The 17,300-nt window shown below is 39.7% G+C and carries 16 protein-coding genes; all 16 read right to left on the reverse strand.

Features of this window, described 5'->3' with window-relative positions:
- Positions 1-2 precede the first annotated feature (2 nt).
- Positions 3-770, reverse strand: a complete 768-nt coding sequence (locus SFC47_RS22000; RefSeq protein ID WP_411256678.1) for a PP2C family protein-serine/threonine phosphatase — start codon at positions 768-770, stop codon at positions 3-5.
- 15 nt (positions 771-785) lie between these two features.
- Entirely contained in the window at positions 786-1,628 is an 843-nt protein-coding gene (locus tag SFC47_RS22005) for an FHA domain-containing protein (protein ID WP_411256680.1), read from the reverse strand.
- 120 nt (positions 1,629-1,748) lie between these two features.
- Positions 1,749-2,051 carry a pore-forming ESAT-6 family protein gene (locus tag SFC47_RS22010; RefSeq protein WP_411256681.1) on the reverse strand — a complete coding sequence of 101 codons (303 nt, stop codon included), beginning with the start codon at positions 2,049-2,051 and terminating at the stop codon, positions 1,749-1,751.
- Positions 2,052-2,081: 30 nt separating this feature from the next.
- A complete protein-coding gene (locus tag SFC47_RS22015) occupies positions 2,082-2,384 on the reverse strand; it encodes a WXG100 family type VII secretion target (RefSeq protein ID WP_411256683.1) in 303 nt (100 codons plus the stop codon).
- A 40-nt stretch (positions 2,385-2,424) separates the two neighbouring features.
- Positions 2,425-2,616, reverse strand: coding sequence for a hypothetical protein (locus tag SFC47_RS22020; RefSeq protein WP_411256684.1), 192 nt, complete (start codon positions 2,614-2,616; stop codon positions 2,425-2,427).
- Between the two features lie 17 nt (positions 2,617-2,633).
- The gene (locus SFC47_RS22025; RefSeq protein ID WP_411256685.1) at positions 2,634-4,010 is read right to left on the reverse strand and encodes an Mbeg1-like protein; all 1,377 of its coding nucleotides are present in this window, start codon (positions 4,008-4,010) and stop codon (positions 2,634-2,636) included.
- Between the two features lie 4 nt (positions 4,011-4,014).
- Positions 4,015-4,770: a hypothetical protein gene (locus SFC47_RS22030; protein ID WP_411256687.1), complete on the reverse strand. Its 756-nt coding sequence runs from the start codon at positions 4,768-4,770 to the stop codon at positions 4,015-4,017.
- A gap of 43 nt (positions 4,771-4,813) precedes the next feature.
- Positions 4,814-5,065, reverse strand: coding sequence for a ubiquitin family protein (locus tag SFC47_RS22035; RefSeq protein ID WP_411256688.1), 252 nt, complete (start codon positions 5,063-5,065; stop codon positions 4,814-4,816).
- A complete protein-coding gene (gene essC, locus SFC47_RS22040; protein ID WP_411256689.1) occupies positions 5,058-9,677 on the reverse strand; it encodes a type VII secretion protein EssC in 4,620 nt (1,539 codons plus the stop codon). The genes SFC47_RS22035 and essC overlap by 8 nt, the downstream gene beginning before the upstream one ends.
- 274 nt (positions 9,678-9,951) lie before the next feature.
- Positions 9,952-10,752, reverse strand: coding sequence for a hypothetical protein (locus tag SFC47_RS22045; RefSeq protein ID WP_411256690.1), 801 nt, complete (start codon positions 10,750-10,752; stop codon positions 9,952-9,954).
- 64 nt (positions 10,753-10,816) lie between these two features.
- A complete protein-coding gene (locus SFC47_RS22050) occupies positions 10,817-11,152 on the reverse strand; it encodes a hypothetical protein (RefSeq protein ID WP_411256691.1) in 336 nt (111 codons plus the stop codon).
- Positions 11,153-11,182: 30 nt separating this feature from the next.
- Positions 11,183-12,349 carry a hypothetical protein gene (locus SFC47_RS22055; RefSeq protein ID WP_411256692.1) on the reverse strand — a complete coding sequence of 389 codons (1,167 nt, stop codon included), beginning with the start codon at positions 12,347-12,349 and terminating at the stop codon, positions 11,183-11,185.
- Positions 12,350-12,378: 29 nt separating this feature from the next.
- A complete protein-coding gene (locus SFC47_RS22060) occupies positions 12,379-12,795 on the reverse strand; it encodes a hypothetical protein (RefSeq protein ID WP_411256693.1) in 417 nt (138 codons plus the stop codon).
- Between the two features lie 345 nt (positions 12,796-13,140).
- Entirely contained in the window at positions 13,141-14,115 is a 975-nt protein-coding gene (locus SFC47_RS22065) for a carbohydrate kinase family protein (protein ID WP_411256694.1), read from the reverse strand.
- Positions 14,116-14,142: 27 nt separating this feature from the next.
- Positions 14,143-15,618, reverse strand: a complete 1,476-nt coding sequence (locus SFC47_RS22070; RefSeq protein ID WP_411256695.1) for a glycoside hydrolase family 32 protein — start codon at positions 15,616-15,618, stop codon at positions 14,143-14,145.
- A 55-nt stretch (positions 15,619-15,673) separates the two neighbouring features.
- Positions 15,674-17,125 (reverse strand): sucrose-specific PTS transporter subunit IIBC, encoded by a 1,452-nt coding sequence (locus SFC47_RS22075; RefSeq protein WP_411256697.1) that lies wholly within the window; start codon positions 17,123-17,125, stop codon positions 15,674-15,676.
- Positions 17,126-17,300 lie beyond the last annotated feature (175 nt).

Genomic DNA, 17,300 nt, shown 5'->3' on the forward strand with positions numbered 1-17,300 from the left:
GCTTACAAAACTTTTGCTGCTAAAACTGTTATATTATCTGTTTCATTCCTAGCCTTTACTAACTCAACTAACTGAACAACTTTCCCCATCATTTCCTGCTCATTCTTTACCGTTTCGGGTTTAAGAGTCAGAGCTAACTCTTCTTCTGTGATCTGATGGTAGAACCCATCCGAACATAACATAAATACCGTGTTTTTATTGACAACACCTGTTGAAAAATCAACTTCAATTTCTTTAGTTGCTCCGACACATTGCAGCAGCACATTTCTACGCGGGTCAACCTTCGCCTGTTCTTCACTTATATTCCCACGGGCTACTTCCCGAGCTACTAATGTTTGATCATTTGTCAGCTGTTTAATTGATCTGGAAATGCTATATGCCCTGCTATCGCCGATTTGTGCAATAAAATATTTATTGTGAACGATCAAAAGTGCTGTCAGGGTTGTCCCTAATTTCACTTTAGAGGTTTCACCGTAGTGAAGGATTTTCTCATTCAATTGTTTTATGCACTTCTCTACTTCTGAATAAATCTCTTCCTCGATGTTTTCCGAGCGTGAAAGTCTGGGCATTTCTCCATCGAACCAATCTGCCATCCCTCTAATGACCGTCGCACTGGCCAGCTCACCGTGTGACAAACCACCCATCCCATCACAGACGATGAAGAGACCGACTGGACCTTTTGGAGTTTTAGCAGTCTTGAGTAACAAGGCATCTTGATTGGTTTTCTTTTTAATGCCAACATCCGTATGGTGCGCTGTTAAGAATGCCATTCGCTGCCCCCCCTTTTAAAATACCTTGAAAACAAATTCTTGATTTGCCAGCTTGATGATATCTTCGTGTTTAATTTTTGCCCTTTCATTAGCTGACAGTTTCACTCCGTTAAGATAGCTGCCATTTCTTGAATGCTTATCAATTAAAAAATATTCGCCATCTGCTGTTATCAATTCAGCATGAATCCGCCCCACTACTTTACTGGATGCAGTATAATCTACTTGTTTTGGATCTCTCCCGATTTTAAATATTTCTTTGTTTATAACAATCTTCACACCTGTTTCTGCCTCTATTAGGTAGGGTCTTAGCAGACTTTCATTATCGATCCCTAATGCTGTAGTACCTTCTTCATAATCATCCAGCTCATGAAGTGTTCCTAAAACCGTCGTTCCCTCATCCCCGAGTGCCAAAGCACGCGTGATGATTCCGGGACTGTAAAAATTGGAGTTGTGTTCCGTATCTGTTATATTTCGCTCGCTGATTCCAGTTGAGAACTCCTTCAATTTTTCTTTAAACTTCTGAAGCTGGAACTCTTCTTTACCTGCAAGGAAATTATGAAGTTTAATAAAAAAATGCAAATCGTCCTTCTCATCATAGGAAGTTGAGGCAATTAGCTCTTTAATAAATTCCTTCATTGATACCTTTTCAAAGACATTATCTTTTATGGGAGAGCACATAAATACTAATCTATTTGAAAAGTGATCAAGAAAAATATGTTTCTTATCCAGCAAAATATTTTCTATGTCTACGCTTCTTTTCTCTAACTCCGTTAAACTTTCAATAATGTTCATTAAATGAGTCATCAGCTGTTCTTTCGTGAGTGTCTCTCTAAATAGAGTCTCCAAATCGGTTTTCATGTTATCGTCTCCATCTTTAGGGTTTCAATAATACCCGTTATCACTAGCACTTAGAAATGTTGTGGTTCCTAACCCTCCTTTTTTAAAAAAAGAGAGTTAGGAACTATACAACCAAGAGGCTTATTTAAATGCACTTGCGTTCGAGTTGATCGCTGATTCTGTAGAGTTATAGGCATTTACAGTTTGATCTAAAAACTTCGCATAGCTGTCCACAATTTCACGGAAGTTATCAAACTTTGGTGTAAGTGCATTGAAATTATTTCTAATCGTATTCGATGCATCACTATTCCATGTATTTGCTAAAGCATTCATTTCTCTCTTCATTTCATCCAATCTGCCTGTTAATTGCTGGTTTAAATTACGGATTTGATTGGCTGTGCTGCTAACCTCATTTAGAGATATTTTGATTCCTTCTACTGCCATCGGTACCACCTCACATTCCTTAATATTCTATTAGTTTGTTAAACGTTTCGCTGCATTAATGATTTCATTTTGAGTTTCACGATAAGTACGGGCACTTACTTTTAAGAACTCAGAGTATTGCTTCATCAAACTCGTCATTTGATTGAAATCATCCATAAATCCTTTAATTTGGTTGACATATGCTAAGTTATCAGCACCTTGCCAAGCTGCCTGCATCCCTTCAACCTCGTTGAAAAGGGCTTTATAAACACGCTCGTAATCAGCTGATTGCTGATCAATCTTCGCTGCAGCAGTGTCTAGCTTTGATGGATCCACTGTAATTGCTCTTGCCATTTTTTTCACCTCCTTTAAAGTGCGGTCTATTTTGAATTCACTAGATTTTCCTTAATTCATTTGACACTTTCCGGTACTTATTTGCCGCTTGCTGCAGGCTTTGTGCACTCTTCACTGAGCCAATTCCTTTAAACTCCCGGCCAAGACCATGAGAAATATCTTCTAACTCTCTAGCAATCTCATTGATTTCAGCAATTATACTAGTAACCTTACCTTTAACATTCTTATCCATTTATTTCCCCCGACCCATTACTGAACACCCCGCGCTTTATTCGCTAAAATGGACTCGGTTGCCAAAAGCAGACCTTTCACTGTATTCAAGTAGGTAATATTTTGATTGATTGTACCGTTAAACGTCGTTAAAAGGTCTGCTTTCAACACGTTATCCAGCCCAAAAAATCCTGCTTCAAAATATAGATCATCAATCCTGCCATTTAAACTGTTTGTTTTTCGTTTTATCGCCTGTAACCTTTCGGCATAATAGGTTAACCGCTGCAGATTCACATGCAAATAAGGCTCGACAGGGAAGCTTGCGCCGCCGGCAGCACCAACTCTTCTATTAAGTGAAATTCTCGTAAAATTAAGAACGGAATCAAAGAAATTCCTCAAATGGCTGATTGCATTAACACTAACGTCCCTCAAGCCTTCGACAAACGTTATACAAGAATCAATAACAAGTGCGGCTCTTTCCTGTATCCCTTTCCAAGCAGCATGGATAACCATTAATGCTCCGTTTGTCATGGCTGCTGCCGCCTTATAGGCTTCTCTCACTTCATTTACGCCGTAAACAATCGTAAACTTAATAACCTCTGTATTAATATTATTTGATAGATGGATTGATCCATCTTGAGACTTTGCAAATGAACCATTAACGAAGTCTACACTCGTTTCATAATGTGGATAAAACGGATCATCATAGTCATCTTTATTAATTGCTACTGTCTTATCCACATACGGTGCATAGCCCAGGTCATGTACAAAATCACCTTCATAGACAATAAAATCAAATCTATTACTTTTTAATGCTTCTTGTTGTTCCTGTGTTAAACTCGGCCAAAACAATGGAGCGCCGTTGACCACATAGCCTTTAGGGTTTTCGGTTAAGTTATTTACAAAAACATATGAAGCTAAGTTGCCGCCCTTTGAATGACCGACGATTAACCTTTCTCCCGCTGCACTCTTTACAAATTCCTCATAAAAATGATTGGCTTCCTTTTGCTGCTTAATTTCGTTACCAATCCCAGCGGATACATTAGATCCCCAATCTGTTTTCAAATGGTTCCAATTAGTCGGGTCTTCACTGCCTCGATAAACCGCTGCTTTATTACCGGTTTTGTCACCCCATGCATAACCAACAAATCCTGATTCCGACTCTCCGCCCATCATTGGATTGTTGTTCTGATACCCCTGGAGTGTAACCTCAGCAAGCCTTGAGTTTTGGTAGGAATCAGAAGTAAAATATTCCTCGAGCCTGATTCTTCTTGCCTCTCCGCCGTTGTTTGGAACTAGCATTGCTTCTTCCCATATTTCCTTCACACTCAAGCCAGTTAAATCTCCTGGTAAGTCAAAATAGGATAGCTGGATTAAAACATTTTTCTCTTCTTCATTTAAGTTAGAAAGTGACATGAAATCACTCCTTAAACTCTTTATAATAGTTTGCTATTTGACTTGAATCAGCTATCGCAAATCGTTTATCAACCATAATGGCTGCGTAAACCTTCGCATCCAAATTTGACCAAGGTGTATTGTTTACACTTGAGGTTCGAATATAGTCGGAAATATCCACGCTGCTGTCAACAAATCCTACTGAAACGCGGCTTGATTTCACATTCATTTGTTTTACTACCTGTAACAGCTGATAAATCGACTCATTATAATCCGTTACATTTGGCTTCCCTGCACTTTTTATGGCTGCCTTTAACTCAATACTTACTTCATTGTTTACATTTGTTAGATAATCATCGACAGACATATCCTTCATGGAACTATCATATTTTCCGTCCTCTACAAATAACAAAACTCTATACTCAGCGTCCTCGGGCAGAAGATTGCTAATTTCAGGTTTTAGCTTTTCTGTGAGTTCATTCGACCATTTAGACAACACATAGTTATCGTAATATTCCCCTTCATGGTCTCTGTCTTCACCTGCTACAAAGACATGTTCAGGCTTACCCTTCGGATGAACAATCACCTTATCGGCACCGTACATGCTCTTAAAAATAGTGCTGCCTTCCTTGAAGGTTTCCACTTCAAAGGTTTCATTATAGGTTTCTTCTAAATATGTCAGTATTCCATTCTCTGAAGAATTCTCTTTCATACAGCCCGTCACTCCTATTAATAGAACGAATGGAAGAAGGATGGATCGTACCTTCTTTGTTATTTTCATTGTGCACCTTCCTTTAGCGGAAATTTGAGATGAGTACACCCCGTCAGAGTAACATCAGCTTGAATCCATTTTTCAAACCAAGTTCTTCTATGGTCCTGTTGATATCAAATATATTTCCATTTATTCGGTCACATAGAACACTTTGCTCTGCTGCCTTGTATTGTCCTTGCGAAAGGTCAGAGATTGTATGTGTCAAGAGATAGACCACTTCATATACAGGACTTTTCAGCGGTATAAATACATCATAAGTGGTGTTTGAAGCCGGGTTATAAACCTCTGTCAAAATCTTATGCATATTGCACCGCCTCCTCATCACTAGCTGCAGTGGTCAAAAGTTTTACTAGTTTTACCTTTCCTTTGTTCACTGCATAACCGAAGTCCTCATTAAGTTCACCATACATATCATTGGTAATTTTATTTATTTTTAGCGTGTACTGTTCAGCAATACCATTTCCTACCCATATACCCTCGCTCAGCGCTATTTGTTTTTGGAACCAAGGTTCGTACGTGTATGAGCTTAGTTTGTCGATAGGATCGGAGAAGATAATACTTACGTTTAGTCCATTTACTCGCTCTAAAAAGACCTTCAATTTATCTTTCCCGTCCTCAGAGAGCTGTGCATTCAATTCCGTGAAAGAATGGATGATACAGGTGATATTTTCAAACACCGGTGCTTCTTTTCCTTGTTCTATAGCGTCCTTCGTAGTGTTGTTGCGGTACACTAAGATCGTAAATAAATACACAATCTTCTCTTCTAAGTGTTTTGTTTCAGTTACATATTGATAGGTACTGCCGCTTGAATTTACAAAGCTGCCAGGAGCATCGAGAACAATTACTTCTCTCTTGTCTTTTTGCACAAACACTTCTGCAAGTCCCTGCATGAAACTAGAGCATTCATCACCCGTAAGCGACGTTACGAGACTGACCTCTGAAGCAGTAAAGTCATAAGAATAGACTTTCAGTGAGTCCTTCTCGACTCCAATCGGAATTTTGCTGGTTTTATTAAAGCGGATTTCATCCTGTAGATAATGGATATCTACCTTATCTGGAAGAATTGGAATTCGCTTAGCTGAATTTTTGTTCCATGTTTGCTGAGACTTACGGCAATAACCTGTTACAAAGCTGTACAAATCATGTGCTTCTTTTGAAATTTGTGCCACCTGGAATTCGTACACATTTTCTGTTTTGAATATTCCCCGGCCCTTATTTTTCGATGGATAAACACCATCAACATTCCCTAACACACCGGAATATTCAGTTGTATCATTAAGCTGCAGGACATACATTTGCTTAAAGTTCTGCAGAAGCCTATATCGAATCGCGCCCGTATTTAACGCTGTCACGACAAAATAGATTCCATATTTCGTTCCTTCACGAGTCAAAAAGGAAATAGCTTCCTCATGTTGTTCATACATCTCTGAAAAAGCAGAGTAATTGTGAATCATCAGTACAATTGAAGGTGCTCTATCGCTAGAGAGCTGATTGAAAGTTTTGAAGTCTCCTCCATAATTTGCGAATTGCTTTTTTCTTGCTGCAATTTCACCATTCAACATTTTAAAGAGATTATCAATTTTTTCTCCTTCATGTGACAACAGTACATCGCCAACGTGCGGGGACTCACGAAACCAGCTTAACGTTTCAGACCCAAAGTCTAGTAAATAAAGATTTACCTCTTCAGGTGTGTGTTCCTCCATCATGGAGTAGATAAGCGTGGTCAAGAATGTTGTTTTTCCGCTTCCTGCTACACCATATACAACGGTATTTCCCTCTCGGGTGATTGGCAGCCTTAACTGTGCCTGACGTTGATTGGCTGGGTCGTCATACTCCCCGATAACAGGATTAAGATCAAACACCTGTGAGTCATTGTCATCATACTTCTCTTTTAATTCATCTAAATAAATATTTGCTGGGATCGGATCTAACCAAAGCTGTTTCACTTTAATATTTTCTTGTTTTGCTAGATTTGCTAGATAGTTGGTGACTTCATCAATTTGACTAGTTGTTTTTTCACCACTATCCTTCCGCTTATCAATTCTTGCTGATTTCATCACGCGCCCTAAATTATCAATAACCGTAATTCCATCATCTTTTGTCCGTTCTACCTTATCTGCAGGATAATAAGGGGCTCCTGCCCAGGCAGATTGGCCAAGTTCAAACAGTTCATTATATCCGACCTGTAAGTAGAAACGTCCTGTCTGTTTTAATGCAGCTGCATCCGGTCGTTTAATGACTTCCATACTGTCCGCCTTTTCCTGCACCTTAAGACTTATACGGAATTTACTGTTACTCCAAATTTGGTCATCAACAACCCCGGAAGGCTTTTGGGTCGCTAATATTAAATGGACACCCAAACTGCGTCCAATCCTTGCGGCACTGACAAGCTGATCCATAAATTCCGGCTGCTGTGTTTTTAATTCAGCAAACTCATCGGAAATCATGAATAAATGCTGTAATGGCTCTCTTACCGCACCTTCGCGGTACAACTTTTGGTACTTATAAATATCAATATTGCTTTCATTTAAAGCCTTACTTGTTTCACTGAAAATTGCCTGGCGCCGCTTTAACTCACTTTGAATACTAATTAATGAGCGTTTAACTGCTGCCCCGTCCAGGTTGGTAATCGTCCCAGCTAGGTGCGGCAGGTTCAAGAAGGCATTTGCCATTCCCCCGCCCTTATAATCGATTAATATAAATGCAACTTCATCTGGGTGGTAGTTTACGGCTAACGATAAGATGAACGTCATAATAAACTCACTCTTACCGGAACCCGTCATACCTGCAATCAAACCATGCGGGCCATGATATTTTTCATGGAGATCCAGCTTAAAGTGTTCCCCTGACTGGTTTACGCCGATCTCTGTTTCAATACTCTGTGCCGGATTATTTTCCTTCCACCGCGTCGGCGCATTTAAATGCTCTACCTTTCCAACGCCAAACATTTCTAAAAAGGTGATCATATCTGGAAGTGTGTAAGCTTTCACAGAAGAAGCCAGCTGGATATTTGCCAGCTCTACGGCTATGGGTTCTGCGTCCTGCTGCAGGAAGATATCGGCAGCAAAGTTTTGATATTTTCCTGAGATATCGTCTTTATCGAAGATTTTGCTGATTTTGTCATTTAATTCAACAACATTGGTACATTCCTTCGGAAGCATCTCCAAACTGTCATATAAGGTAATTAAGCTTGCGCCAATCTCTTTCTTTTCTTTTAAAAGTAAATTCACCATTTCAGCCTTTCCTGCTAACTCTTTGCTCATCGAGAAAACAACATAATGCTGCTTGATGTCTGCTTCATTACTGTCGGCCAGGCTGGCTCGATGGGTGATTTCCTTTTCAAGATAAGCAGAAAGCTCCTTTAATTCATTCGCATCGGAGGCAATAAAGCGGACATTCTTGCCTTCATCCCAAACATGCGGCAGCCACTTGATGAACTTCCAACAGTCTTGTTCTTCCTTATCGTAGATAAACACTAATTTTAATTCATCGTAACTATGTAAAGCCGCTAATTGAAAAATAATTCCTTTCGCAAACTCAACAACTAAATCCCGTTTCCCAATAATCCCGCTAATCCGCTCTTCTATAAGCGACAGGGTGACAGGCACCTGTTTTAGGATTTGAGGAGATTCTACCCACTGGTACAATTCATCTTGGAGGTTGTCATCCAGAAGTGTAAATTTCTTCTCTGGATATTTGATTTCTGCATCTAATGGCAGGTCACCTAAACCAACTCTAATTTTAAGAAAATCATTTTGTCCTATTGTCCGTTCCCATAAATTACGTTCACGATTGCGGATCCTTTTTAAACAAAGGTAAAGGGGAATATGATTTTCATGCAGAATCTCACTCTGATACTGGCATTCGTCTGCCACGACTTGTTTCATCTCTTCTATGTACTTACTATATTTCTCCTGGCGTATTTTCTCCTGCTCTATCCGCTTTTTCTTCTCATGCCTCTTTGTTAGGATTGGCCATAGAATCATCCCAATCATCATGCTTAATGACATGATAAGCGTAGGCATGGCATACATAATATCCCCATTTGTACGCATCACATTTTGGACCGCAAATATTCCGGTAAACAAAGACGCCATTCCCATCGTAATCGACGGACCAAGCATCAGCATTAATGGAGTTTCATCAGAATTATTTTGCTGCGGCGGCGGATCAATTTTAATTGTCTTACGTTCAATATCCCGTTTAAACCTCGGTGAACGAAAAAACAAATCTTCCTGTTCTTCTTCCCTAAAGAAATCATCGAGACCCTCATCCTCTTGGACAATTGGCTGATCGACAATAAAGGGTTTAAAGGCAGTTCGATTTAAAAACACCAATTGATGAGGATTATTTAACGAGAGTAAACGTCCATTATAAATAATTCGTAAGCCCATGATGGAAATCACATCACCAATTGAGAGCATTTTTTCATTTATTCTTTCACCATTGACATATGTGCCATTTGAACTGTTAAGGTCCCGGATTACAGCTTGACCATTCCCATCATATTCAATGGTACAGTGGGAACTGGACACTAATTTTTCAGTGAAGCAAATATCATTATCCTTACCCCGTCCAACTTTAATACTGTTTGCTGAAACCATATGCCGCGTAAATTCGATTCGTCCTTCACTTGCAGGTTCCACATACATTAGTGCCGACGAATCTTGATCACGATAGATTGTATACGTCATAAAAGGCTCTACTGGGACTTTTCCTACTTTTTCACCAGCAGTGCCTTTCAGATAAGCATATTTATTTGATTTTACATACCATTTACCGTATTCTGCTTCAACTGCCATTAAATCAATCGTATTACCATCTCTATCAACACTGGTGAGAATATATCTCCCCGTGATTTTCTCAGGTAAAACAAGATTAAATGCTCTGCCTCTATCAAACAGCGTTACTATCAAAACAATTCTCTCCCTATTTCAAAGCTAAATTAGCCCTTTAGAAAACAAATTTCCTATATTTGTATTATAAAGTAATTTTCAATTTGGTCCGTCATACTTTAGACACAATTTGACAAAATCCACTCTCACCTGCACAACGACTGGTACAAAGCCGGTCTAGACTATTCTTCCTACAACTTTTTTAAAAAACACATATGAAGAAAGAACCACAGAAGGGATTTTTTCATTACAAAAAAATCCACATGAGAATTCTCATATGGATTTTCTATATAATCTATTTCACACCTGTTGCTTCAAACCCCACACTCTCTAACAAATCACACCACTGCTCAAACGTTTTCAAGGCAACTTTTACTGGTACAGCCGGATGGTCTGTATATTCTACAACCCATATTCCTTTTGCAGAAGGAAGGAAGAAAACAATATTTTCGAGACTCGGGTCTCTTTCAATACTTGGTTGATAAAACATGGAAATATTATAAAGGGACCAGCCTTGAGATTCTAGGTCAGCAAGAAACAGTTGAAAGCTCTGTTCTTCTTCAGGTGAAAAACTGCTTATTTTCCTTACTTTTCCCGCATTTTGATAATCACTTAGCAAATCAAATGCCTGATCGGAGAGATGGAACAACCTAGTTGTTTCAATACCCTCTTCCGAAAATGAATAATAGTTTCGGATTATATTTGGAATATCAACACCTTTGATATACGCAAATTCGTGGATGATGTCTCGATCAATGATATGGGTCATCCAGGTATCCTTTTCAATATGGTGAATCATTAGAATGTTCGATTGCCCTTTATTGGAGCAGCGGATCATCCACTTCGATGTGACATATTGCTGAATAAAATGCTGGATTTCATCCTTTAATGGGATTTCTCCCTTTAACTCTCTTTCGTCATCCCAAAGCTGTTTTAGGATCAACTGTTGAGTAGTTACCTCCATAATCGCTTCCCATTCTTTTGGACCCTTTTCTCCAATAGAAGCCTCAGCAATACCCTTTGCTACACCAGGATACCCGCTTAATGTTACTAAAAGTGCTAGCTCTGCTGATGTACACGTCATAATATAATCCATTATTTCACAATCCTTTTATCATTTTAGCACCTGTTTTTTTATCATAATTTCAAATATGGCGCGGTTATAGAAAAATCGCCCGGAGAAGAGCCTTCACTATATAATAGACAATAACAGAAGCAAAAAGTTGGATAACAATCGAAATCAACATAAAGAACTTCCTTTTAAAAAAAGGATACTTTATAAATTTCTTGTTTAGATATGGTCCTATACCAAATAAAGCATTAATCACAAACGTAAACGTTTTTTGAAATACATTTTTTGGTTGTTCATAAACACCTGCTTCATAAATATCAAGCATAATACTGCCCAGTAAGAATACTAGGATACTGAAAATAACTTGAACACCTAGATAATAGATTAGTAATTCTTCAATAAGTTCTAATGTTTCTAAAGTCATGTTTTCCTAATCCTTTATTATGAGATTTGCCTAGTTAAACCAGCTTCCAACGGACTTAAAGGTGTTCGTAATCCCCTCACCTATATCCTTTATCCCTTTTTCAACTGCTCCTCCAAGCTTTTCGCCAACATCTTTAATCTTGTCTTCAAAGACAATACTTCCGACTCCGCCAACTAAGGCACCAACGGCACCACCGACTACGATTCCAGCCGGGCCTCCCACACTGCCAATCATTGCACCGAGCTTAGCCCCTGCCCCGATTGCGGCTAAATCGCTTGTTATGCCGGCGAATGTTCGTCCCAGTCTTTCTCCACGGGTCTTATCCGCATTGTCTGGATCCCAAATTTCTGCTGCGTTGGCAGCAACTGAAATGACCATACCGGCCACAGGGACTTTCCTTGCCGCCTTAGTCCATCCCTTTGCATCAATTACATGCTCAGCAATTTCCTTTGTACCGGTAGTTATTCGTTTATGGAATGTACCAGATAAGGTATCCGCCTTTAACTGATTTACATTTTTCGGAAAACCAGCCGCATGCTTTAATAGAGCTGAGGGATTATCATAAGAAGCTACGACCTTATGAAGTTGTTTTAAGACCGGATTGGTTGGGTTTGATTTTGAAAAATTATAGATAGCACGTGCCAGTTTAGAGCCATATCTTCCTCTTCCTCTGCTTTTCCAGGAAGAATGAGCCCCTACTGAAAATTTATAATCACCTTTAATTTTCTTCCAAAACTTTGGTTTTCCGCCTATGTAATGAATGTTTAGCCTCCGGGAAATCCCAGCGCTAAGCGCAATAGTAAAGAGCTGTGTCCCAACTAGGGCTGCATCCCCAATACTAAGCTTTCCATTGATATAATTGAAGACATTCAATATACTGGCGATGGTTGATTTCTTCGATTCTGGGGTTATAGCAGATTCCGATTTTTTTGTTAACTCCGTCTCAGTTTGGCAATACCGATCCATAGATTGGATAATAAACCGATCTAAGTCTCTAATCCGCATTTCTAATTGATTAGCTGACGTGATAGCCGAATTGAATCTTGAATGTAAATTCCCACGATTCATGATTTTATGATCAATCGAATACCTAAGAGCGCTGAGGCCGTTACTAACCTCTGAAACCTTTTGTGACATAGGACCAATACTGGCACCAGTCTGTTTTACATATTCTGTTTGAATTTTTATTGGCGGCAATGTAGTGCACCTCCTATTACCCTGCTAATTTAGTTACCCATAGCCTTTGCCTTTTTCTCTGCTTCAGCTTTTGCCTTCGTTTCTGCCTCTGCCTTTCTTCTTTCCTCAGCTTCTTCTTGACGCTGAATTTGCTGAGCACCTGAGAGAATATCCGTTCCGATTGAATCTAGCCTAGAAGAAAGTGCAGCCACTTCCCGATTAATGCTATCAATCGTTTGATTTATGTAGATCATTTCTTGTGCGTTCCAGCCATTATTTAGATTTCCTTTAACCCTATTTAAGGAATTTTTAACTTCAAGTAATTTAGAAGAATAATTGTTGATCTTATTTGCCTGCGAAGCAGCCAAATTCACATTAATACTCACAACATCACCTGCTCTTTTACGACTTTGTTTCGGGGGCAGGGGGACGGTTCTCATGGTCACAAATATAGCTAGTGTTGCCAAAAGAACCGTCCCCATGGTCACCCTATTCCCATTTACCTCTATTTTCCTATTTATTATAAAAGCTATTTTTTTATTATTCTATAAAAAAGAAGAAATTGGTTATTTTGTACCGGACGTCCACCATAATTTATAAAAAACAACGCCAGAAGACCCAGTCGTTTTTTATTAACCTCGAATATTATCTTCTCCATGTGTTAAAAGACATTAAAAAAAGGATTCCAAAGTTCAAAGAACTAATGGAATCCTCACTTGATTTACTTAATACTTTATTATTGATAACTAGATTTAAGTCTATTAAATTATTTCAATAAATCCAGAATAAGTCCACAAGAACCGTCCCCGCGGTCACTTGCGGTCCCTTATAAGTTCCATAACTTCCTCGTTTGTCGGCAATGCGGAAATCGCTCCTTTTCCTGTTGTGGTAAGAGCGCCGCTGGCATTGGCAAATTGAAGAATTGATGTGTGGTGGTCTCGCAGCACATTCTCAATGTTATCCGGATTGGCATTCAATTCTAGCAGTTTATATAAAAATCCGCCAATGAACGCATCACCTGCTCCAGTTGTGTCGATTGGTTCAACAGAGTATCCGCTCGATTCAAACTTTTGCTCGTTTAATATCAAATCCGCTCCGGCAGCTCCCTTTGTGTAGACAACTGCCTTCACGTTTCCAATGAATAAGGATTGTAATGCCTCTGACTCGTTCTTTATACCCGTAATAAATTCAAGCTCTTCATCCGAAACCTTTACAATATCTGCAAAAGGTAAAAATTCAAGAATTGCCTTACGACAGTCATTTGGATCTTTCCAAAGCGGCAGCCGTACATTTGGGTCAAAGCTGACCAAGCCATCTGCATCTGAAACAGCGGCAATGGCTTTTTTATGAGCCTGTTTCATAGGGCTTTCCACTAGATCAACCGAGCAAAAGTGGAGTATATCCCCTGCCTGGAACCATGTTTCCTCGATTTCCTCCTCACTGAGAAGTAAATCAGCAGAAGGATTACGGTAAAATGAGAAATCACGTTCCCCGTTTTCTTTTAATGAGACAAAAGCTAATGCCGTGTTCGCGTCATTAGTCCGGTATATTTTATCTGTCTTGACGCCGGCCTGGACGAGCTTTTCGACTAAAAAGTCGCCAAACGCGTCGTTCCCTAATTTAGAAATCATCACTGCCTCCTGCCCATATATGGCAACAGCCGCTGCCACATTTGCCGGCGCTCCCCCTGGAGCTCTCTCAAATGCAATGACATCCTTTAAGGCAACCCCTTTTTGAAGAGGAATAAAATCAATTAACACTTCACCAATCGAAAATAACTTTCCCATTCTGTCACCTCCAGTACGTCTAAAAGATTATTTGAGATCCCATTTAACAGCCTTCACATTCGTATGTCCACCACGTGCAAATACAGATATTCCATTACTATTTTCACCAGGAAAAATCCTTCCAGTAAATACTTCCTCTCCATCATTTACAAACACTTCAACAGAGGAAACATCAACAAAGATTCGAAATGAAATCTCTTCAGCTTCCAATTTACATTTTCGAACTGTACCATACTCCTCACCGAAGGATTGACCTGTCTCAGTCCGGTCAAACACAACCTTTTTCGCAACAGCATCATATTTAATTACGGTCTTCTCATTTTCTCCAACCCGAAGTTCCAAACCAAACTCCTCAGCCGTACTTTCAGAGAACTCAGCTTGAAGCTCATACACGTCACCCTCAAAATTATCCAAACAAATACTCTCATTCTCAACTTTTTGACTCGTTTCTACCTTTTCTCCACGCAGCAATGTCAGCTCAGCGACTGGATGCTGAACAAGTTTTCCCTCTTTTACTGTTAACTCACGAGGAATGGTAAGACAGTGTGCCCAACCATGTTTATCCGTAGGATAGTCAATTTCCGGCAATCCCATCCATCCGACTAAGATTCGGCGGTTCAGATGATCCACCGTTGTTTGCGGTGCATAAAAATCAAAACCATGATCTAGCTCATGAAATGGTCCATGCTTTAATTCGATTTCTTCTAAATCTATTGGACTTCCAACTACATAACCTGATTGATAAATATTTTGATAGCTGTCACCTTCCGCTTTTAACCCTTGCGGGGAGAATAGGAATATGCCTTGTCCATCCAGTTCAAAGTAATCCGGACATTCCCACATATAACCGAAACCTTCATCTAACCCCGTCTTCACTTCACCTGCAAACTGCCAATCTTTTAAATCCCAAGAGCGATATAAGACGACACTTCCAGTCTCATTTTCTCTTTGAGCACCGATCACTGCATAGAAGTGGTCTCCATTTTTCCAAACCTTTGGATCGCGAAAATGATCAGTATAACCTCTTGGAACCTCTTTAATCACAGGCTCTTCCATTTTGACAATACTGCCATCTGGGCTCATAACAGCCAAACATTGGAAGGGATGCCGAACCCATTCATCATCACGCGTATTGCCCGTATACATGAAGTATAATTTCCCATCGTGCTCAATTCCGCTACCGGAATACACCCCATGACAATCAAACTCATTCGATGGCTTAATAGCCATCCCTACATTTTCCCAGAGAACCAAGTCTTTAGACTTCGTATGATACCAATGTTTCAACCCATGAACCGGTCCCAGCGGAAACCATTGATAGAATAAATGATATTCACCATTAAAATAACTAAATCCATTTGGGTCGTTTAACAATCCTGTCACCGGCTGTATATGAAAAGACTGACGCCATGGACATCGATTTACTTGTTTGGCCAACGCCTCTATTTCCTCTTTAGAAACCTCATCCATGGTTCTATATCGCTGCTCTTTTGTCCATTCCATGCTGTTCACTCCTAATACACAAAGGAGAATCACGGGATTCTCCTTTCCAATTTTATTATGCTGCTGCTTGATCAGATGTTTGTTTACCTGCTTTTTTCTCTTCTCTTTTCGCTAAAATAATCGTAACAATAAATGCTGCAGCAAACGCGATGGCCATACCAATAATATAAGAAATAATGGTATCTGGACGAATTGAGATAATTCCTGGTATTCCCGCTGCCCCTAGTGCAGTCGCTTTAACCTTGAACAAAGTAACAAATCCAGATCCAACGGCCGAACCAATAATGGCACCGATAAATGGATAGCGTAATTTTAAATTAACCCCAAACATCGCTGGTTCAGTTATCCCAAGTAATGCAGAGATCCCAGCTGCGGAAGCCGTTCCTTTTATTTTGGCATTTTTCGTTGTCTTTAGAACCGCAAGAGTCGCTCCTCCTTGAGCAATGTTTGACATCGCAGCAATGACAAAGATAAATGATCCACCAGTCTTTACGATATCTGCTAGCAACTGTGTTTCTACTGCAATAAAGCTATGATGCATACCTGTAATTACAATTGGTGCATACAATAAGCCGAATATGATCCCGCCAATGACGCCTGTTGTGTCATATAACCAGACAATCCCATCTGTTAATAGATTACCAGCTGAGCGTGTCAGCGGCCCTACCAAGGTAAACGTTAAAACCCCTGTAATAAAGATAGAAAATAGCGGCGTTAATAGGTTGTCTAAAGCCGATGGAACAACCTTACGTAATGAAGTTTCAATTTTTGCTAGAATATAAGACGCGGCAAGCACAGGTAATACGGTTCCTTGATAGCCTACCTTTTCTATTTCTAAACCAAATAGATTCCAAACTGGGACTTCATTAGACAGTACTGCTGCACCATAACCGTACCCATTCAATAAATCAGGATGAACCATCAGCATTCCAAGAGTAGCCCCAAGGAAAGGATTTCCTCCAAACCGCTTCGTTGCCGAAAAACCAATTAATATCGGTAAGAAGACAAAGGCAGCATTTGCAAAGGTATTAATAAGTGCTGCTAAATCTGCCATTTCTGGATTTGCATCCACCAAGGACTTTCCTTCAATAAACAAGTCAGGGGCAGTTAAGACATTGTTTATCCCCATTAATAAACCGCCAGCTACAATCGCTGGAATAATTGGAACAAAAATGTCTGACAGCATTTTGACGAATTGCTGAATTGGATTTAATTTCTTCGTCGCTGCGTCTTTTACATCACTCGTTGACATTTCTGTTTGACCTGACATCTCTGCTAGGTGTTTATAAACCACATTCACAGTCCCAGATCCTAAAATAATTTGAAACTGACCTCCTGTTGAAAAGGTCCCTTTCACGACATCCATGTTGTCCAAAGCTGTTTGATCAACGATTGATTCATCATGTAAAACAAGCCGTAAGCGTGTGGCGCAATGTGCTGCAGCTGATAGGTTTCCCTGACCGCCTATGGCATCTAATACTTCCCGAGCTATTTTTTTATGATCCATCCTAATCTCCCTCTCCATTTATCTAATTTTCGGAACCGGTTCCATAAAAGAGCAAAAAAATAATTAACTCCCACTATAGGAACCGGTTCCATCAAAAGCTAAAAAAATATTGTAAGAGAAACCAAGTCCACTTGTTACCAAGTAGATAGGTCCTCTTAATTGGAACCGGTTTCGT

Origin of the sequence: Neobacillus niacini (genome assembly GCF_046591715.1) — a bacterium.
GTDB lineage: Bacteria > Bacillota > Bacilli > Bacillales > Cytobacillaceae > Neobacillus > Neobacillus niacini_L.